The sequence below is a fragment of the Geobacter grbiciae genome (assembly GCF_018531165.1).
In the GTDB taxonomy this organism is placed as follows: domain Bacteria; phylum Desulfobacterota; class Desulfuromonadia; order Geobacterales; family Geobacteraceae; genus Geobacter; species Geobacter metallireducens.
The window spans coordinates 15,448-33,733 of sequence record NZ_JAHDIW010000017.1; the positions used below are offsets into that span (position 1 = coordinate 15,448).

The window sequence follows — 18,286 nt, forward strand, 5'->3', positions numbered from 1 at the left end:
CAAGGCTGGTCATACCCCCATGAGCTGAATGCTCCAGAAGATGAGAAAACCGGCGAAGAGAACGAGGGTGGAAATCGGCTTCTCCTGTACCACATGGGCTTCCATCAGCAACTCCTCGGTGACGAGGTAGAGAAGCGCGGCGGCACTGAAGGCAAGGGCTGCGCCGATTACCGTGTGCGAGGCACCCGCAAGAAGGAGATTCCCGAGAACCGCGCAGAGCAGTACCGTTACGCCGAGCCCCCCTGAGACAAGGACGATCTGCCGATCGCTGACCCGGTCGGAGGTGAGGGCCAATCCCAAAAAGAGCAGTTCCACCGACAGGCCGATGGCAAGTATCGGCCCAGTCGCCCCGCCGGCGGCGAACCCGGCGCCGATGATGAAACCATCCACCGCCACGTCGATGAAGGTTGCCAGCAGGAGACCCCGTCCGATGCCTGCCCGTATCCCGGCCAGCTGATCCTGATGTTCGAGGTGCTCGGTCCAGAACTTCAGTCCGTACATGAAAAGGCTCCCCAGGGCGAAGGCTCCGATCAGCACCGGGCCGGGCGCGTGTTCCCGCCCGATTTCCGGCAGGAGTTCCACTGCCAGGGCCGCCAGAACCACGCCGGCAGCGAAATGCTGAATGAGGCTCCGACTCTGATGGTTCGGTTTCCAGTATGCGGCAAGGAACCCCCCGCACAGGGCGACAACGGCCGGAATCGAGATGAGGAGAAGATTATGCAGGGTCACGGGGCACCTCTTCGAGGAGTAAGACATCATTGAACGCATGAAACCGATTGATACACGCATGTCATGCCGAAAACAATAAGCTTTCACGGCGCGTGCGTTCAAAGTTGTCGCGTTGCGGGAAAAGAATAGAGGAGGATTGTCTCTCTGAAGAGTAGCCTCTCCCTGATTGCTCTCCTCTCAGTGGTGTGAGCTGCGGAGCGTTCGCACTACCGGCCTAGCGGCTGGAAGCCTTCCTTCTGGCACCGTGCATCAGGGAGTCAATGCTCCAGATGCCGCCCCCCTGCGAGGCGATGAACAGGAACGCGAAGCAGTAGAGCACGGCAAGCTCCCCCTTGTTCTGGATCGGCAGGAGCGCCGTGGTCCCGTGCACCATCCAGTAGGCAACGGCCATCTCCCCGCTGGTTATGAAGGCTGCCCAGTGGGTGAACAGGCCGATCATCACGAGGAATCCGCCGATCAGCTCGATGGGGCCGGCAACGTAGGTGATGAATGCGGGAACGTTACCTGGCATTCCGATTGGGAAGGCGAACAGCTTCTGGGAGCCGTGCCACAGGAACAGAAAACCGGTAACGATCCTCATCAGCGCGTAGCAGTAGGAACTGTAGAGCGACATGAACGATTTCATGGTGAAACCTCCTTATCGGTACATGGTCGTCCGGAAACAGCGTGTGCTTCAAGACTATTTTAGTCTCTTTTGTGTCTGCCGCAACCCTCGGAAATGCGGTTTGCTTGCCAGCATCTCTGCCGGTCACTGCTGGCGGTGATATAATGGGAATCAAAAGGAGCCAAAAGAGATAAAGGAATCGGTGATCATCATGAAAGCTATTCGAGTGCATGAATTTGGCGAACCGGAAGTGATGGGGCTTGAAGACGTGGCCCCCCTGACCCCGGGACCGGCAGAGGTCGTGGTCAGGCTGCACGCCGTGGGAGTGAACCCGGTTGATGCCTATATCCGCTCCGGCCAGTACTGCCCCGACCTGAAACTTCCCTACACGCCCGGCCTCGACGGGGCCGGCGTCATCAGTGCCGTCGGTTCGGAAGTCAAGCACCGGCACGTGGGGCAGCGGGTCTATGTCGCCTGGTCCCTGAGCGGTACCTATGCGGAGGAGGTCCTCTGCAAGGAATCCCAGACCCATCCGCTTCCCGACGGGGTCAGCTTCGCCCAGGGCGCGGCCATCGGCGTCCCCTATGGCGCCGCGTTCCGGGCGCTGTTCCAGCGTGCCCATGCGGTGGCAGGGGAAACGGTGCTGATCCATGGCGCGAGCGGCGGTGTGGGGATTGCGGCGGTGCAGCTCGCCCGGAGGGCCGGCATGTGGGTGATCGGTACCGCCGGCACGGAGAAGGGCGAGGCGCTGGTGCGGGCCCAGGGTGCCCACCATGTCCTGAACCACCGTACCGAGGGGTATCTGGACAGGCTGCAGGAGTTCCCCTGCGGCAAGGGGGTGGACGTCATCGTGGAGATGCTCGCCAACGTGAACCTGGACCGCGATCTTGGGGTGCTGGCAAATGGAGGCCGGGTGGTGGTGGTCGGCAGCCGCGGCCGGGTGGAGATCGATCCCCGCACCGCCATGGGAAAGGAAGCCGCGATCATTGGCATGACCCTCTACAACGCCAACGACAAGGAACTGGCCGGCATGCATGCGGCATTTGTCGAGGGGCTGGCCAACGGTACCCTCAGGCCGGTGGTGAGCCGGGAGCTCCCCCTTGCCGCCGCGGCTGAGGCCCATCACGCGGTCATGGAGTCGAGCACCTTCGGCAAGATCGTGCTGCTTCCGTAAGTGGGGCAGACGGCACTCACGAGGCGATGGCATACACCTCCGAGGAGATCGTGAGGTTCCCCTCGTCGAGCGCAAGGGGATGGGCACTATGCCCGATCAGTTCGTAGAGCCGCTGATACCGCTCCACTTCCGCGTGCTGGGCTGTTTTGCGCCCGTAATATTTCCCTGGCTGGGCGAAGACATCGGTCACCACCTGGTCGTCGTAGATGGCAAAGTTGCAGGAGCCGGTGGTGTCCCGGCCGTTGATGTCGGTGGCGGCGGGGAGTTCGTCGCGGAAGGCGACCCGCACGTTGACGCCGTCCCCATGCTGCGCGAGGAGCACCTTTTGCACTTCGGGGTCGGCAAGATCGTCGCGGTTGACGACGAAGATCCGGGTGATGGCCACTCCCTGCCCCAGGGCGCGGAGATTGGCCTGGTAGAAGTTGAGGAGGGTGCCGCGGTTCCCCCACCCGGGGGTCATGGGGTCCACCGCCTTGACGGAGTGGGTTGCCGCGTCGGAGAGTTTGGCCCCTTCCAGATAGAACTCGGTGTCGTCCAGGGGGATGTACCCCTTTTCGAGCATGAGGAGCGTCCGCCGGGTCGAGGCCATCAACTCGGTGGCCCGGGCATGGCATTCGGCATCGCAAATCCGGGCGATGGCCGCGGGGATCTCGTGGGCCTCCCGATACTGCTCGATGAGGGCATCCCGTGATTTCTCCACATCCTCCCGCAGCAGCCAGGTGGCGAGGGAGAGGAGCACGCCCACGGCAAAGGTGACGTAGGCGACCTCCTCGTGGCGGAGTACCCAGTGGAAAAAGATCGCCAAGCCGGACCCGACGAGGAATTCGATAAATACCGCCATGTTGTGGATTTTCTTGTTCATGATTCGTGACCTCCTGCGTGGTTCCAGAAAACGAAAAAAGCCGGGTTGCCGAAAAAATATTTCGGCAACCCGGCTGTCTCGGTGAGACCCTATGGGCTTTCCGCCCCATCCTCGCGGATGGTTTAGTATTGTCGTCTATTCTGAAACCTGATTTGATTCGCTGAGCTATCTTTTACCCCTTCCCTCTCGGCATGTCAACCTGACGGGAGCATGTTTTCCCCCTCCCGGGCATGCCGGATTTTGATTTTGCCGGTAGATCGGGAACATACGCCCCCGAAGGGGGACCATGTTCGTTGTCGTTTTTTGTCAACACGATAATCTGTCGAGCGTTTATACTAATAACGTCTCGCGGAACCCCCAATGGGTAATCGGAGGCGAGGCGTAAATCACGACGGTGGAAGGAGGCTTGTATGTACAGGATCGCGTGCGGTATCTTCGCGTTGACGGTTGCGCTCATGGTGAATGTCCTGCCTGCCCATGCGCGGGACGGTTATTATGGGCATCATGGAGGAGGGGTGAGGTTCGGCGTACATGTGGGGCCGGGGGCGTGGTGGCCGGGATGGTGGGGACCATACGGCTACGGCTATTATCCCTATTATCCGCCGCCGGTAATCGTGCAGCCCCCATCCGATCTCTACGTCGAACCGGCCCCCGCGCCCGAGGCGGAGGAACCCCGTTACTGGTATTACTGCAAGGAAGCGAAGGGATACTATCCCGATGTGAAAAAGTGCCCAAAGGGGTGGATGAAGGTTGTTCCTCCTGAAAATCCACCGGAGGAAGAGGAGGAGTGATGCCATGGTAGTCAATCGGTTGCAAAGATATGCGACAGTGGCGGCATTGATGGTGCTGGGGGGGTGTGCGACGGTGCCGTCCGGTCCGAGCGTACTAGTACTGCCGGCCCCGGGAAAACCCTTCGAGCAGTTCCAGGTGGAAGACGCGACCTGCCGGCAGTGGGCCGGGCAACAGATCGGCCTCTCCGCCCAGGAGACGGTCAACCAGAATACCGCCCAAAGTGCCGCCGTGGGAACGGCACTAGGGGCCGGCGCCGGTGCGCTCCTCGGAGCCGCGGCCGGCAATCCGGGTGCGGGCGCGGCCATTGGCGCCGGCAGCGGGTTGCTCGTGGGGACGGCGGCTGGTTCCGGCGCTGGGGAGGCGTATGGATGGGAGGCGCAGCAGAAATATGATTACGCGTACGTGCAGTGCATGTATGCCAAGGGGAACCAGGTTCCCGGCCGGGTGCACCGGTACCGGCTGAAGAGGGTCGCCCCGTCGCCATCATCTCCCGACAGGTATTCCGTGCCGCCTGACTACGTTCCCTGATCTCCCGTTTTCCCCTGTCGGCATGCAGATGCAAAAGGCCAGACCCGTTTCAGGGTATGGCCTTTTGTGTCCGAACCATCTTCCTCCCTAGCTCAACATGTCAGTGTCACCGCTCACATGGACAAAACCGTCTCTCCTTACTTCATGGTCGAGTTTGGGAATCGTCTCACATGCTTCGCAGAGATACTTTTCTTCTTTGTCGCTGAAAGAGCCGTGTTCACAGGCACCGCTCCACACTTTGATATCACATCTCTCGGTTCTCATGATCTTTCGCCTCCCTTCTTCTTGAATATATTATACCACCGGGGAAGAAGTTTACCGTGGGGAAAGATTAGCCTTACAACGTCCCGGAGTCCCATGCTATCCTGCGCGGAACAAGCACTGGGGCATCCGTGGAGGATAGCATGGAATACACTGAACAGCCTGGACTCTGTCGTCTGCACACCCTGAAGGTCGTCCGCGTTGACAAGCAAGGCGTCTGGCTGGAGGCCGGCGGGCGCCTGGCACACCTGCCCCGGCGGGAGGCGCCTCAATCGTCCCCCGGTGACCCGGTGGAAGTATTTATCTATCAGGACGGGGTTGGAGAGTTGCAGGCCACGTGCCGTCTCCCGCTGGCCCAGGCCGGTGAGTTTGCGCTGCTGACGGTCAAGTCGGTCGGTTCCCACGGGGCATTCCTCGACTGGGGCCTGGCAAAGGATCTGCTGGCGCCGTATCGCCTCCAGCCCGAGCGGATGCAGGTCGCCAGGAGCTACCTCGTGAAGGTCGATCTCGATCCGCAGGGGCGCCCCTTTGCCAATGCCCGTATTGACGACTGCCTTGACCGTGGGCGGCCCGATCTGCGTGAAGGGGATGCGGTGACCCTGCTCGTCTGGCAGTTCACCGACCTGGGCGCCAAGGTCATTGTCAATCACCGGTATCCCGCCCTCCTCTACCGGGACGAACTGCCGGCCGGGGCCATTGTCGGCATGCCGCTGTCCGGTTATGTGAAGCGACTGCGCGAAGACGGCAGGCTCGATGTCACCCTCCGCAAGGTGGGGGCCGAGGCGGTGTCGGACGCACGGGATACCATCCTCGCGGCGCTGGCTGCCCATGGTGGCACCCTGCCCCTTCATGACCGGAGCGCACCGGCGGCCATTGAGAAGGCTCTGGGCATGAGCAAGAAGAGCTTCAAGAAGGCGGTGGGGGGGCTCTACAAGGACGGTCTGGTGACCTTGAACGATGAGGGAATTAGGCTGACGGGGAAAGGCACGGCCAATATCCAGTCCCCGGAAAGGGACCGTCCGTTGCCATGACAAAAGTGCAGTTGCTGAACCAGATTACGGCGGCCCTCGATGCCGATCTTGCTGTCCTCGCCACCGCAGCCCGGTTCGCCCACGAGGCAGCGACCCACGAGGAGTGCATACCCGACAACAAGTACGACACCACGGCGCTGGAGGCATCCTACGTTGCCCAGGGACAAGCTAACCGCGCCCAGGAGATACGGCGGGCGCTGGAAAGCTACCGGGTGCTGGAGTTGCGTGAATTCGACGACGAGACGCCGGTCCGGCTGACGGCCCTGGTTATCCTGGAGGATGAGGAAGGGGAAGCACGGCGTGTCTTTCTCGGCCCGGAAGCGGGTGGACTCAAAATCGCCGATGGCGCGGAGGAGATCGTAGTCATAACCCCGCAGTCACCCTTGGGCCGCGTCCTGCTCGGCAAGGTGGTCGGGGATCAGCTGCAAGCGGGCATGGGGGGTACGCGAAAAACCTTCACGGTCGTCGAGGTCTGCTGAGGATTGAAGTCCGGCCAAGCAGTTGGCTGTCGTTCGTTATTTCGCCTCTTCCTCTTCGGGGGATTGTCCGGAGACTTCTTCAGGGTGGGAGTCTTTTCTTGCCAGTTTGCGCTGAAGCTTTTCGTCGTTCTTTTTCTTCCGCTCTAATTCCTTCTGCCGTTTCTGAAACTGGAAATTGGGTTTTGCCATCGATTCACTCCTGCGTGCGTGGGATAGGGGGTCAGGTCGGTCGTGAGGGCATGATCCCGCGGTGTCTTTTCCTTGGGGTGCCGGCAACTCCCGAAACAAAAAAGCCCCGAGGTTTTCCCGGGGCTTTTGAGGTCTGCTGGAGGGTTGTTATACTCTGGTTACGTTCGCGGCCTGGAGACCTTTCGGCCCCTTGGTTACTTCAAACGTTACCCTATCGCCTTCAGTAAGGGATTTGAATCCGTCACCCGCGATGGCGGAGAAGTGACAGAACACATCCTCACCGTTATCCTGCTCGAGAAATCCAAAACCCTTGCTGTCGTTGAACCACTTTACTGTTCCGTTTACCATGTGCTTACTTTCTCCTGATACTTCCTGTTGTTTTTGCCCGGCATCATGCCGGATGCTTTTTCGACAGTAACAGCTTTGTTCTGATGAAGTCAATCTATTATATTTATCTGGATATGGGCCTCATTAATTTAAGGTGCCAAATCTGAGGTGCAATTTGTAATCATGTTCCTCATTAACGAGCTGTCATAATCGTACAGCTTCGCAACTATTTGACTGTTGTCAGCTTTGTTCATGATCGTGTCAATATCAAAGTAATAAATTAACGACAAGATTCCTTGCTAATTCAGAATCTTGTCGTATATTATAGAAACAAGTTATAGTTGTATTGGTGATTTTTCGGGTTTTGTTGGTAAGGGCAGGTTTGTGAGTTGAGAATTATGACTCATTCACCTCTACAAAAAGAAAGCGGTATGAGACAATGACAATCAAAGTCGGAAACATTGTAAGTCACCCAAGAGGCCAGGAATGGGGCGCTGGTAAGGTTCTGGAAGTAACATCCACCTTGGCGATGATTCAGTTCAGCGACGGTATAAAGCGGAAAATTGCAGTATCTCACTTCAGTACGTTGGAGCCTGCTGCTCCTGGCTCTTATTTGCCTCCTGTTGAAGTTCCTGTTGTGGCAAAACCTTCCCGGGCACCCAGGGCAAGCAAAAAGAAAATATAATTACGAGAGTTTATTCTAGGAATAGATATATACTTAATTCAAAAAGGCGACCAATAGGTCGCCTTTTCTGTCTCTGTGCAGATCGTTGATATGGACCGAAAGCCCTTTGGGGTGAAGGGGGTAACCTGATGCTGCATCTGTCGATGCCGTTGCCCGAATGGGCCCGGACGTCCGTGGGGAATTCGGGCATTTTTGCAGGGGATGCCGAGAAAATGGCCTTTGCCATCGGTCTTGCTCGGAGCAATGTGGAAGAGGGGACCGGAGGCCCGTTTGGTGCGGCCATATTCAACCGGGAAAGCGGCGAGCTGGTGAGTGTGGGGGTGAACCTCGTGGTTGCAGGCATGAACTCCGTACTCCATGCCGAGATGGTGGCCATCATGGCGGCCGAAGCGGTGTTGGGGACCTATACCCTGGCAGTCAGGGGACGTTTCGAGCTGTTCTCCTCCTGTGAACCGTGCGCCATGTGCCTCGGGGGGATCCTCTGGAGCGGGGTGGAGAGACTGGTGTGTGCCGCTGCGGCCGACGACGCCCGGGCAATCGGCTTCGATGAGGGGCCGGTGTATCCTGAGTCGTACCGCTACCTGGAAGAGCGTGGAATCGAGATTGAAAGGGGTTTCATGCATGAAGAAGGGAAAAGGGTGCTGGAACTCTACCGGGAGCGGGGGGGTATCCTCTACAACAGGCAGTAGCCATTGCCCGCGAGTTGCTTCGGATTGTCGGATCAGCTCGGATAGGATCCTGAAGAATCAGGAGGTATTCTCACTCCTGGTCGTGCCCCTGTCGCTGGCGGATGGCGAAGAGCGGTTCGAAGATGAACTCGTCGCGGCAGACGGGGCATTTGCCGGGGGAGGTGAGGCGGTCGCGTTTGGCGAAGACGAAGCCGCAGGAGCGGCATTCGGCAGGGGTGACCTCCAGGTATCCTCCACTGGCGTGAATGCTGAGACGGATATGCTCCAGGTGGTTGTAGACTTCCTTTTCCGCCAAATGTGCCTGGCTCGAAATCTCTCTGGCCGAGAGGGGGTGATCGCGAATCAGCTCCATGACGGCGTGGCGGGCCGTTTCCTGGGCAGGGCGCGGTACGGCCGGTTTCCGCGGTATCTGTTTCATGGGGCCTCCCACGGGAACCTCCTCTGATGGGGGAAAGAACAGGGGAGGCTTTCATGGCCTCCCCCGTATCGGGCGTCAGGGTGTCGGGATCAGATGAATGGCGCCGAGGTCGGTGGTTGCCTTGGATGCGACGGAAACGGCGGCGGACGAATAGAGCTGGAAACCGTTGGCGGCGACGAATGCCTTGTAGGCGACTGTCGCGGTGCTGGGCGGAACAAATACCGCAAAGGGGGCCTGCCACGCGCCGCCGGTGTAGTTGCTGAAGATCGTGCCGGCGGCAATGGGGTCGGTGTCATTGATGGTGCCGCGGCGCTTCACTAATACTGTGGCGCTCGACCAGTCGCTTGCCGTGGAGATGACGTTCCCCGAAACGGAGCCGAACTGGGAAAGGCCATCGGGCATCCGTACGATCCGAATCCCGGTCGGTTTCAGGATGTAGTCGCCGTTTCCCATGGCAACGATGGCGGTGTTGGGGTCGAAATCGATCATAAATGCATTGATGACGCCGGCCCTTACCTCGATGGGACCCAGAACCTTCAGTCCCGATTGCTTGCCGCTAGGGGTTTTAAAGGGGACTTTGATGTTTGGCGCCGTGTTGAGGGTCAGGTAGTTTGCCGGTTCAGGGTCGAGAACGAGCCTGATCTGGCTGTAGGTTCCCGCCGGGATGACCACCTCGCCGAGGGCCTGCTGCACGAACTGCAGCTGCATCACGTCGATGACCATTGGCGTGTCAAAGTGCTTAACCACCGGCAGCCCCGGGTCATTATCGGCTGCACCTTCTCTCCCCGCCGGTACGACTCGTATTTCCCGGATGCTGATGATCACTTTGGCGAAACTATCGCTCTGCTTGTCGGTTATGGAAAGTTTCAGGGTCCCCGTGGACGCCATTGTGCTGCTTCCCCCGCCTCCTCCACACCCCTGGATCTGAAGCACCGTCAGGGTCGCAGCGACGAGGATCATCAGTACTTTCAGGATTGACTTCATTTTTCCCACCATGTTTTTCTCCTTTCCCGACTTATGTGCGTCTGCGCACAAAAAAACCGGGCTTCCGAAAATATGGTGACATTTCGGCAACCCGGCTGTCTCGGTGAGACCCTGTGGGCTTTCCGCCCCATCCTCGCGGATGGTTTAGTATTATCGTCTATCACGCTGCCTGTAGGAAATAGTGTATCGGGGGAAGACGGTTAGTCAATCCGCTTCAACGCGAACAAGAGGCACGGAGTTTATGGGCAAATGCGTTCGAAAAATGGCATCAATTGGAAATTGCGGTAGACTTGATTGGCGTGGGCTCATGACGGGGTGTGGCCAGAGGTGTCCACCGCTCCCCATCATGAAGGATCACATTGAGGAGGGACGATATGGAAAACATGGGACAGTACCAGCAACTCGTCATCACCTACGCCACGGAAATCGGGACCAAGATCATCGCCGCCATTATCTTCTGGATCGTGGGTCGCTGGCTCATCCACCTGGTGCAGCGGATGCTCCAGCAGGCCTTGGAGAGGCAGAAGGTGGACCCGAGCCTGATGCGCTACATCGGCAGCTTTGTTGGTGTTACCCTGAACATCGTGCTGGTGGTTGCCATCCTCGGCTACTTCGGTGTGCAGACCACCACCTTCGCCGCCTTGGTGGCCGGTGTCGGTATCGCCGTTGGTGCCGCCTGGGGCGGACTTCTCTCCAACCTGGCGGCCGGCGCCTTTCTCCTCGTGCTCCGTCCCTTCAAGGTTGGTGATTTCGTCACTACCGGCGGCATCACCGGCACCGTCAGGGAGATCGGCCTCTTCGTGACGGCCATCAACACCCCGGACAATGTCATGACCATGATCGGCAATGCCAAGGTCTTCAACGACACCATTCAGAACTACACCACTAACGATTACCGCCGGGTGGAGCTGAAATGCCAGCTGGCCGGCAGCGCCGATCACGTGGCGGCCATGAAGCTGTTGCGGGAGAAGCTGGCGGCGGTCCCCAACGTTCTGGCAACGCCGCCGGTGGATGTGGAGATTCTCGAGTTCACCCTCGTGGGGCCGGTGCTGGTCGTGCGCCCCTATTGCCACAACGACCACTACTGGCAGGTCTATTTCGACGGCAATCGCACCATCCGCGAGGCCCTGGCCGCGGCCGGGTTCCCGGCGCCCATGCCGGCCCAGGTGGTGCTGGTCCAGAATCCGCAGGGGTGATGCATTGGCTGCCACGTTTCAACGGCATCGCCGGGTTGCTTGCTGCTGGATAGGCAAATACGAAAGGATGATCGTCTGATGCTATTCTTCAGAAAAGGCACGATGTCATCGGATTTGCCCAAAATCTAAAATGCACAAAGGCCCGCCAGAAAATCATGACGGGCCTTTGTTTGGGGGCGTGCCCTATTGGGTTCTCGGCGGACCTCGAATCCCTACAAATAGTCGCCGGCAATGTGGTGGAGCCTTATCCGCAGCACTTCGCCGAGCATCCGGAAGGAATCCCGTACCAGGCGAACCTTTGTCCCCTCCACATCAGACCAGTTTACCGGCACCTCAACGACCACATACCCCAAACGCCGGGCCAAGAAGAGGAGTTCCACGTCAAACCCGAAACCGGCACTCCTTTGCCGCGGGAAAATGTCTTCGGCGGCAGAGGCCGTGAAGAGCTTGAAGCCGCACTGGGAATCGTGAATGCCCCGTACTGCAAGGGCTCGTATGAGCCCGTTGAAAACCGTTCCCATGATTTTGCGGTGTACCCTTCCCTGTACGATGCACTCGTCGGACCTCATGGCCCGTGAGCCGATGGCAATGTCGGCCCCTTGCTCACGGGCATCGAGCAGCCGTCGGATCTCTTCGACGGGCGTTGCCCCATCTGCATCGGCAAAGACACGGAGTTGGCCCTTTGCGGCGCTCATCCCGGTTTTCACCGCAAACCCCTTCCCCCTGTTCCGGTCGAGCGTTTCCAGCCGCAGGCAGGAATGCTGCGCCATGAGCGCTTTCACCAGCGCCGTCGTCCCGTCGGAGCTGCCGTCATCCACGACAACTATCTCGAATGAATAGGGCTGCCCGGCGAAAAAACCGATTACCCGTTCCAGGTAGGATGGGAGGCGCTGTTCTTCGTTGTAGGCAGGTATGATGAATGACAGGAATGGAGTTTTCACGGGGCCACCAGACAAGATGTCACTGCCGGACAAACCGGTAGACAATATAGGGGAGTCCGCCCGGCTCCTGGCCGATGTAGACCGCTTCAATGCCGGGAAGAGGCGGGGCGCTGCCGCCCGTCCCGAAAAGGGGCTGATAGAGTATCTCCAGCTGGGGGCGCATGGAGAGGAGCTGGATTGTCGCAATGAGGTAGTCCGCATGATTCTTGTCGGCAAAGGCGATTATTTCAGCGAGGCTTCCCTGGGGAGGCATCAGGTAGGCGCGCTGGGAGTAGAAACCGATCCTGCCGGAGCGGGTTATGATTGTCGCCCCCGGGGGAATGATGCTTCTTAGCCGGAGCCCGACCTGCTTGTCGTCATACCGGGCGCCGTCCTGGGTGTAGTGGTAGGGGGGCTTTGGCGCGGGGATGCCGCTGTAGACGTACCAAAGCCCGAGAACCGCAACGATGGGGAGGGAGATTCCCGTTTCCCGGGGGGTAATCCGGCGGACCCATGAATCGATCCGGGCGAGGCCGCCCCCCGTTGCCATGAGGAAGACCGGCACATAGGCGTAAAATCCCCGGGGCTGCACAAAATACACCACATACAGGGCCAGGGGCGAGCAGACGGAGGCCAGGAGCAGGCGGTCCATGAGCCCCTGGCGGGTGGGTGTCGCGCGCTCTCCCCCATCCTCCGGTTCACAGCGGGGGAGCCACAGGTACCCGATGCATGACAGCACAAACAGGAACCACGGAAAGGTGCCGGCAAGTTCCCGGGGGAGGGCGTGGAGATTATCGCGGATATTGCCCCAGAAAATATCCGGGGATTCCTTCATCAGGTCAAGCAGCGTCGAATTGCCTCCCCCTACCTCCTGCCCCTGCTCGTTGAGCCGCATGTGCTGGTCGGGAGGGGTTTGGCCCCGGTATTCGCGAATAATGCTGGAGTTCAGGCCCGTCTTGCCGCTCAACTGCCAGGCACCGGTCACGTTGTGGAGGTAATTCATGTACGGTGCGGCCGGCACCAGGAATCCGCACCAGAAAACCGCCAGAAGCAGGGCCTGCCCCATCCGCCCTTTCCGGGGGGGAAGAAAAAGCAGCAGGAGCAGGATGCCGGCAAATGCCGCGGCGACAATGAATCCTTCGGGGCGCGCCAGGTAGGCGATTCCGAGGAGCGCCCCGGCGGCGAAAGCTGTGCCTTTGCCGTGGGCGGCAAGGCATCTTCTGAATACCCACGCCGCGGCAAGGGCAAAGAAGGTGTACGTGGGTTCGGTGATGTCGATGCCGGACATGCCGTGCAGAAAGGGGAGGGTGATGAACAGGATGGACGCGCACAGGGCGGCGCGCCTCCCCCAGAGGTCCAGGGCGAGGCCATAGAGGGGGATCAGGGTAAGGGCGTTGAAAAAGACGGAAACCATCCTGGCCGAGGTTTCAAGATTGTCGAGTGCCAGATTGAACAGGCCCACGAGAAACGGATACAGCGGCGGGAATAGCGTCCCGAAACAGCGGGGATCACCGGTTTTGAAAAAGGCTTTCCCCGAGCTGGCATAACCGGCGCCGTCGGCCGATACGACATCGTACTGCCGCAAGCCGTAAACGCTGTACGCAGCGGCAAGTGCAATCAGCAGCAGTACAAGTGCCGCGTCAACCGATTTTATCCTGCCTATGCCCGGCAGCTGGAAAGTCCGCTTATCCCCTGTCATTGCTCCAATGCCCCTTATCCTTTCATTAAACACCATCCGGTTCCTGTGATTCCTTTATCACAGGCAATCCGAAAGGGAAAGGGGTTCAGTCCGCGGCAATCATCGTGGTTTCCGCAAAAGTGACGGGAACCCTTCTCGGCAGCCTGCCGGGGAGCACGCAATTATATCTCCTGCCAATCTTTGAGCATCGCGTAAAATAGTGCTTGCATTGCGAAAAACTAAAATGGTACAAATAAGACCTAAATAGTCCTTTTGTGGAGGGTAACCATGTTCGCATCAGTGAAAAGAGCGGTCCTGTCGTTCGGTGCCGCAGTTTGCATGATTATTTCTTCGGCAATTGTCTCCTGGGGGGCCGGGCCGCTGGTGGTGGTTGACCAGGGGCACGGCCAGCGTTTTCTCGTTGAGCAGAAAGGTGAATTGCACCTTTCTGGCCTGGCGGCTACCCTCGGGGAGGAGGGGCTGCAGGTAACCATCGGTCGGGAGCGTCTCACCGACGAATCACTTGCCAAGGCGGCGGCGTTGGTGATCTCCGGTCCCTTTGAGCCCCTGGCGCCGGAGGAGGTGGATGCGGTGGTCCGCTTCCTGGAGCGCGGGGGACGGGTGGCCCTCATGCTCCACATCGGGCAACCCCTTGCCGGGCTCATCCACCGGGTGGGAGGTGACTTCTCCAACAGCGTCCTCCACGAGCGCCAGAACGTCATTGACGATAACGACATCACCTTCCGGGTGCGGGATCTGGTGACCCATCCCCTCTTTAGCGGGCTGGAGCAGTTCAGCCTTTACGGCGGCTGGGCCCTCAACGGCCTGACTCCCCTTGCCCGGACCAGTGCCGAAGCCTGGGTCGACCTGGACGGGAACCGCAAACTGTCAGCCGGTGATGCGGTGGATCGCTTCACGGTGGTTGCGGAAGGGAGCATCGGTTCCGGCCGCATCCTCATCTTTGGCGACGATGCCATCTTCCAGAACCGGTACCTGGACGACAGCAACAGCCGCCTGGCCCGAAACCTGGCCCACTGGCTGGCAGGAAGGTAATCTGCGGTATTAGCCCGGGCGGTCTTCACGGGCCGCCTTGCCTCTCTCTTCAGTTTCCCCCATAATGGAGCCATGCTCCTCATCCATCCCCCTGTTGCCAAACCCGGCGAGCCCCCCGCCGGCATTGCCCGCCTTGCCGGGGCGCTTCGCGTCAATGGCCTCCCGTGCCGCGTGCTCGATGCCAACTTGGAGGGGCTCCTCTGGCTCATGGAGCAGCCCGGGCCCGGGACCGACACCTGGACCCGCCGAGCCGTAAAGGGGCGGGTTGGCCACCTGGCGGCACTGCGGGAACGGCAAACCTACCGTTCCTCCGACCGTTACGTACGGGCGGTTATGGACCTGAACCGCCTCCTGGCCGTGGCCGGTGAAGAGAGCGGAGCCACGGTGGGGCTCGCGGACTATGAGCAGGCCGACTTTTCGCCGGTCTCCAGCGCCGATCTCCTCAGGGCAGCGGCGGAGCCGGAGCGCAATCCCTTCTTCCCTTGGTTCAGCAGGCGCCTCCCGGAGCTGCTGGACGACATCCGGGTCGTGGGTATCTCCCTCAACTACCTGAGCCAGGCGGTCACCACCTTTGCCCTCATCGGCTTCATCCGGCAGCGGTTTCCGGATCTCACGGTGGTGCTCGGCGGCGGGCTCGTGACCTCGTGGCTGCGGCGCCCTGCCTGGCGCAACCCCTTCGGCGGTCTCGTGGACCACATGATCGCCGGGCCGGGGGAAGAGCCCCTCCTGGCCCTCCTCGGCGCCCGTCCGGAAAGCCGGCAGCCACCGCTGCCGGCCTACGACCTCCTCCCCCTTGCCGACTACCTCTCCCCTGGCCTCGTCCTCCCTTACAGCGCCGCTAGCGGCTGCTGGTGGAACCGCTGCTCCTTTTGCCCCGAGCGGGCCGAGGGGAACCCGTACCGTCCCCTCCCGGCCTCCCAGGCCCTCGACGAGCTGCGGACTCTTGCCGACCGGTACCGGCCGGCCCTCATCCATCTGTTGGACAACGCGGTCAGCCCCTCACTGTTGCGCAGCCTTGCGGACACCCCGCCCGGCGCGCCGTGGTACGGCTTTGCACGGATTGACGACACCCTGGCTGATTACGATTTCTGCCGGGCACTCAGGCGTTCGGGGTGCGTCATGCTCAAGTTGGGGCTGGAGTCGGGGGACCAGGGGGTTCTGGACCGCCTCCACAAGGGAATCGACCTGGGGATGGCGGCACGGGTGCTGGAGAACCTGCGGCTTGCGGGAATCGCCGTTTACGGCTACCTCCTCTTCGGCACCCCGGCCGAGGCGGAGGAGGACGCCCGGCGAACCCTGGATTTTGTGGTCCGCCACCGGGAGGCCATAACCTTTCTCAACCTGGCGGTCTTCAATATGCCGGCGTTTGGAGATGAGGCCATCGACCACGGGACCGAGCCCTTCTACGGGGGAGACCTTCCCCTCTACACCGGCTTCCGCCACCCCCGGGGGTGGGGCCGCAGGGAGGTGCGACGTTTCCTGGACCGGGAGTTCACCCGCCACCCCGCCGTGGCGGAAATTCTCCGCCGGGATCCGCCTCTTTTCACCTCAAACCACGCTCCGTTTTTCGCAGGCGGGTGAATCCCTTGGTTGCGTGGGCGATTGGTGGTATGGTGCCGGTGGTTCCATTAATCGCCATGTTCAGGAAGTGACAGCCCCATGCCCCACCGCACCCACCCCTTCAGCACCCTTACCCCCGCCTTCATCATGGATGCCGTGGAGAGCCAGGGGTTCGCCTGCGATTGCCGCACCCTGGCCCTGAACAGCTACGAGAACCGGGTCTATCAGGTGGGGATCGAGGAGGGGGAACCCCTCGTGGCCAAGTTCTACCGCCCCGGCCGCTGGACCGACGAGCAGATCGTGGAGGAGCATGATTTCTGCGCCGAGCTGGCGGCCCACGAACTCCCCGTTGTGGCCCCCTGGCGCAACGCCGACGGCCACAGCCTCTTTCGCCACGACGGCTTCCGCTTCGCCCTCTACCCCCGCCAGGGGGGGCGCGCGCCGGAGTTCGACAACCTGGACAACCTCCTGGTCCTGGGGAGGATGCTGGGGCGGATGCACCGCATCGGCGCCGTGAGTCCCTTCGTCCATCGACCCACCCTGGACAGCCAGAGCTTCGGCCACGGGAGCGTGGCCCTGATCCGCGACCGCTTCATCCCCCCCGAGCTGCGGGAGAGCTACACGGCGGTGACCGGCCTGCTCCTGGAGGCCGTTGAGGCACTATTCGCGGAGGCGGGGGAGGTCCGATACCTGCGGACCCACGGTGACTGCCATGCGGGGAACATCCTCTGGCGCGACGACGCCCCCCATTTCGTCGATTTCGACGACGCCCGCATGGCCCCGGCCGTGCAGGACCTCTGGATGATGCTTTCGGGCGATCGCCCCCGAAAGCTCGCCCTGTTGGACTCGCTGCTGGAAGGGTACACGGAGTTTAACGATTTCGACCCCCGGGAGTTGAGGCTTATCGAACCTTTGCGGTCCCTCCGGGTTCTCCACTACAGTGCCTGGCTCGCCCGCCGCTGGGAAGACCCCATCTTTCCCGCCACCTTCCCCTGGTTCAACACCCCCCGCTATTGGAACGACCAGATCATCGAGCTGCGGGAGCAGGTTGCGGCCTTGGCAGAGCCCCCCCTGGAGCTTCCCTGACGGACCGTTCGGGAGATCGCCTGTTGTGGCGCACCGTATTGTGTGCTACAAGAAATAAGAGTTGAACCTCCTGATTTGTATGCGAAATTTACCTACAAGGGGAATGTGCTGCCATGAAACTACTGGACGGAAAAAAGTGTGCCGAGAGCCTGGTTGCCGATATAGCCAGGAAAGTGGCGGGGTATGAAGAATCGGGGCTCCGGAAGCCCCACATGACGGTCATTCTCGTGGGGGAGCACGCACCGAGCGAGTCCTACGTGAAGTCCAAGATCAAGTCGTGCGGGAATGCCGGGTTCGAGGGGACGCTCCTGCGCTTCCCGGACACCATCACCGAGGCGGAGCTTCTGGAGAAGATCCGCGGGATCAACGCCGACCCCACCACCGACGGCCTCATCGTGCAGCTCCCCCTCCCCCGGCACATCAACCAGCAGCACATCATCAACGCCATTGCCCCCGAGAAGGACATCGACGGGTTCCACCCCACGAACTTCGGCCGCATGACCCTGGGGCAGAAGGCGTTCCGCCCCGCCACCGCCTACGGCATCTGCAAGCTGCTGCAGTTCTACGAGATCCCGGTCTGGGGGAAGCACTGCGTGGTCATCGGCCGCTCCAACATCGTGGGAAAGCCCATCTCCATCATGCTCTCCAACGACTTCGACATCGGCAACGCCACCGTGACCCTGACCCACATCGAGACCCCCCGGGAGCTCCTGTTGGACGAAACGCGCCGGGCCGACATCGTCATCGTGGCCGTCGGCATCCCCGGCTTCGTCACCGAGGACATGGTGAAGGAGGGGGTGGTTGTCATCGACGTGGGGATCAACCGGCTGGAGGACGGCAAGATTGTGGGGGACGTGGACTTCGAGAACGTGAAGAAGAAGTGCTCCTGGATCACCCCGGTCCCCGGCGGCGTGGGGCGCATGACGGTGGCCGCCCTCATGATCAACACCCTCATGGCCTACCAGAACAATTTCGACCTGGTCTGAGGATATCCGGCGCCCGCCGGAACCCTAACGTGACATCCCCCGTGAACGGCGGCCC

General features: G+C 60.6%; 22 protein-coding genes and 2 riboswitches. Of the genes, 12 read left to right on the top strand and 10 right to left on the bottom strand.

Annotation, left to right across the window (positions count from 1 at the left end; translation table 11 throughout):
• Nucleotides 1-9: 9 nt before the first annotated feature.
• Complete coding sequence (locus KJB29_RS16155; RefSeq protein WP_215735413.1) at nt 10-729, bottom strand: ZIP family metal transporter; 720 nt, start codon at nt 727-729, stop codon at nt 10-12.
• Nucleotides 730-943: 214 nt separating this feature from the next.
• A complete protein-coding gene (locus KJB29_RS16160; protein ID WP_215735414.1) occupies nt 944-1,354 on the bottom strand; it encodes a DoxX family protein in 411 nt (136 codons plus the stop codon).
• A 190-nt stretch (nt 1,355-1,544) separates the two neighbouring features.
• Here KJB29_RS16160 and KJB29_RS16165 point away from each other — a divergent pair, with 190 nt between their 5' ends.
• Nucleotides 1,545-2,507, top strand: a complete 963-nt coding sequence (locus KJB29_RS16165; protein ID WP_215735415.1) for an NADPH:quinone reductase — start codon at nt 1,545-1,547, stop codon at nt 2,505-2,507.
• A 16-nt stretch (nt 2,508-2,523) separates the two neighbouring features.
• Here KJB29_RS16165 and KJB29_RS16170 read toward each other — a convergent pair whose 3' ends face one another.
• A complete protein-coding gene (locus KJB29_RS16170; protein WP_004513547.1) occupies nt 2,524-3,369 on the bottom strand; it encodes a hypothetical protein in 846 nt (281 codons plus the stop codon).
• 60 nt (nt 3,370-3,429) lie between these two features.
• Nucleotides 3,430-3,506, bottom strand: a riboswitch (cyclic di-GMP riboswitch).
• A 273-nt stretch (nt 3,507-3,779) separates the two neighbouring features.
• Between KJB29_RS16170 and KJB29_RS16175 the strand changes: the two genes are divergently transcribed.
• Together KJB29_RS16175 and KJB29_RS16180 are read left to right on the top strand one after the other, a co-directional pair.
• Nucleotides 3,780-4,160, top strand: coding sequence for a hypothetical protein (locus KJB29_RS16175; RefSeq protein ID WP_215735416.1), 381 nt, complete (start codon nt 3,780-3,782; stop codon nt 4,158-4,160).
• A 4-nt stretch (nt 4,161-4,164) separates the two neighbouring features.
• Nucleotides 4,165-4,689: a glycine zipper family protein gene (locus KJB29_RS16180; protein ID WP_215735417.1), complete on the top strand. Its 525-nt coding sequence runs from the start codon at nt 4,165-4,167 to the stop codon at nt 4,687-4,689.
• Nucleotides 4,690-4,776: 87 nt separating this feature from the next.
• Here KJB29_RS16180 and KJB29_RS16185 read toward each other — a convergent pair whose 3' ends face one another.
• A complete protein-coding gene (locus KJB29_RS16185; protein ID WP_215735418.1) occupies nt 4,777-4,953 on the bottom strand; it encodes a hypothetical protein in 177 nt (58 codons plus the stop codon).
• Nucleotides 4,954-5,093: 140 nt separating this feature from the next.
• Between KJB29_RS16185 and KJB29_RS16190 the strand changes: the two genes are divergently transcribed.
• The gene (locus KJB29_RS16190; protein WP_215735419.1) at nt 5,094-5,981 is read left to right on the top strand and encodes a CvfB family protein; all 888 of its coding nucleotides are present in this window, start codon (nt 5,094-5,096) and stop codon (nt 5,979-5,981) included.
• A complete protein-coding gene (locus tag KJB29_RS16195; protein ID WP_215735420.1) occupies nt 5,978-6,460 on the top strand; it encodes a GreA/GreB family elongation factor in 483 nt (160 codons plus the stop codon). The genes KJB29_RS16190 and KJB29_RS16195 overlap by 4 nt, the downstream gene beginning before the upstream one ends.
• Nucleotides 6,461-6,496: 36 nt before the next feature.
• On the opposite strand, the gene KJB29_RS16200 is transcribed toward KJB29_RS16195, so the two are convergent.
• Together KJB29_RS16200 and KJB29_RS16205 are read right to left on the bottom strand one after the other, a co-directional pair.
• Nucleotides 6,497-6,649 (bottom strand): hypothetical protein, encoded by a 153-nt coding sequence (locus KJB29_RS16200; protein ID WP_215735421.1) that lies wholly within the window; start codon nt 6,647-6,649, stop codon nt 6,497-6,499.
• A 147-nt stretch (nt 6,650-6,796) separates the two neighbouring features.
• Nucleotides 6,797-6,997, bottom strand: a complete 201-nt coding sequence (locus tag KJB29_RS16205; RefSeq protein WP_004513554.1) for a cold-shock protein — start codon at nt 6,995-6,997, stop codon at nt 6,797-6,799.
• Nucleotides 6,998-7,415: 418 nt separating this feature from the next.
• Between KJB29_RS16205 and KJB29_RS16210 the strand changes: the two genes are divergently transcribed.
• Nucleotides 7,416-7,661 carry a DUF3553 domain-containing protein gene (locus KJB29_RS16210; protein ID WP_215735422.1) on the top strand — a complete coding sequence of 82 codons (246 nt, stop codon included), beginning with the start codon at nt 7,416-7,418 and terminating at the stop codon, nt 7,659-7,661.
• A 128-nt stretch (nt 7,662-7,789) separates the two neighbouring features.
• Nucleotides 7,790-8,350 carry a nucleoside deaminase gene (locus KJB29_RS16215; RefSeq protein WP_215735423.1) on the top strand — a complete coding sequence of 187 codons (561 nt, stop codon included), beginning with the start codon at nt 7,790-7,792 and terminating at the stop codon, nt 8,348-8,350.
• Nucleotides 8,351-8,420: 70 nt separating this feature from the next.
• On the opposite strand, the gene KJB29_RS16220 is transcribed toward KJB29_RS16215, so the two are convergent.
• Both KJB29_RS16220 and KJB29_RS16225 read right to left on the bottom strand, forming a co-directional pair.
• On the bottom strand, nt 8,421-8,768 hold the full coding sequence (locus tag KJB29_RS16220; protein ID WP_215735424.1) for a transcriptional regulator: 348 nt from the start codon (nt 8,766-8,768) through the stop codon (nt 8,421-8,423).
• 75 nt (nt 8,769-8,843) lie between these two features.
• Nucleotides 8,844-9,764: a DUF4382 domain-containing protein gene (locus KJB29_RS16225; protein WP_215735425.1), complete on the bottom strand. Its 921-nt coding sequence runs from the start codon at nt 9,762-9,764 to the stop codon at nt 8,844-8,846.
• A gap of 70 nt (nt 9,765-9,834) precedes the next feature.
• Nucleotides 9,835-9,911: riboswitch (cyclic di-GMP riboswitch) on the bottom strand.
• 215 nt (nt 9,912-10,126) lie between these two features.
• On the opposite strand from KJB29_RS16225, the gene KJB29_RS16230 reads away from it, so the two are divergent.
• Complete coding sequence (locus tag KJB29_RS16230; RefSeq protein WP_215735426.1) at nt 10,127-10,948, top strand: mechanosensitive ion channel family protein; 822 nt, start codon at nt 10,127-10,129, stop codon at nt 10,946-10,948.
• A gap of 212 nt (nt 10,949-11,160) precedes the next feature.
• On the opposite strand, the gene KJB29_RS16235 is transcribed toward KJB29_RS16230, so the two are convergent.
• Nucleotides 11,161-11,889, bottom strand: a complete 729-nt coding sequence (locus KJB29_RS16235; RefSeq protein ID WP_343213575.1) for a dolichyl-phosphate beta-glucosyltransferase — start codon at nt 11,887-11,889, stop codon at nt 11,161-11,163.
• A 19-nt stretch (nt 11,890-11,908) separates the two neighbouring features.
• A complete protein-coding gene (locus KJB29_RS16240; protein WP_246561764.1) occupies nt 11,909-13,567 on the bottom strand; it encodes an ArnT family glycosyltransferase in 1,659 nt (552 codons plus the stop codon).
• A 267-nt stretch (nt 13,568-13,834) separates the two neighbouring features.
• On the opposite strand from KJB29_RS16240, the gene KJB29_RS16245 reads away from it, so the two are divergent.
• The 4 genes from KJB29_RS16245 to KJB29_RS16260 all read left to right on the top strand — a co-directional run bounded on the left by KJB29_RS16245 (nt 13,835) and on the right by KJB29_RS16260 (nt 18,231).
• Nucleotides 13,835-14,599: a DUF4350 domain-containing protein gene (locus KJB29_RS16245; RefSeq protein WP_215735429.1), complete on the top strand. Its 765-nt coding sequence runs from the start codon at nt 13,835-13,837 to the stop codon at nt 14,597-14,599.
• Nucleotides 14,600-14,671: 72 nt separating this feature from the next.
• Complete coding sequence (locus tag KJB29_RS16250) at nt 14,672-16,180, top strand: B12-binding domain-containing radical SAM protein (RefSeq protein ID WP_215735430.1); 1,509 nt, start codon at nt 14,672-14,674, stop codon at nt 16,178-16,180.
• Between the two features lie 78 nt (nt 16,181-16,258).
• Nucleotides 16,259-17,245 carry a serine/threonine protein kinase gene (locus KJB29_RS16255; protein WP_215735431.1) on the top strand — a complete coding sequence of 329 codons (987 nt, stop codon included), beginning with the start codon at nt 16,259-16,261 and terminating at the stop codon, nt 17,243-17,245.
• Between the two features lie 113 nt (nt 17,246-17,358).
• A complete protein-coding gene (locus tag KJB29_RS16260; protein ID WP_004513563.1) occupies nt 17,359-18,231 on the top strand; it encodes a bifunctional 5,10-methylenetetrahydrofolate dehydrogenase/5,10-methenyltetrahydrofolate cyclohydrolase in 873 nt (290 codons plus the stop codon).
• The last annotated feature ends 55 nt before the right edge of the window (nt 18,232-18,286 follow it).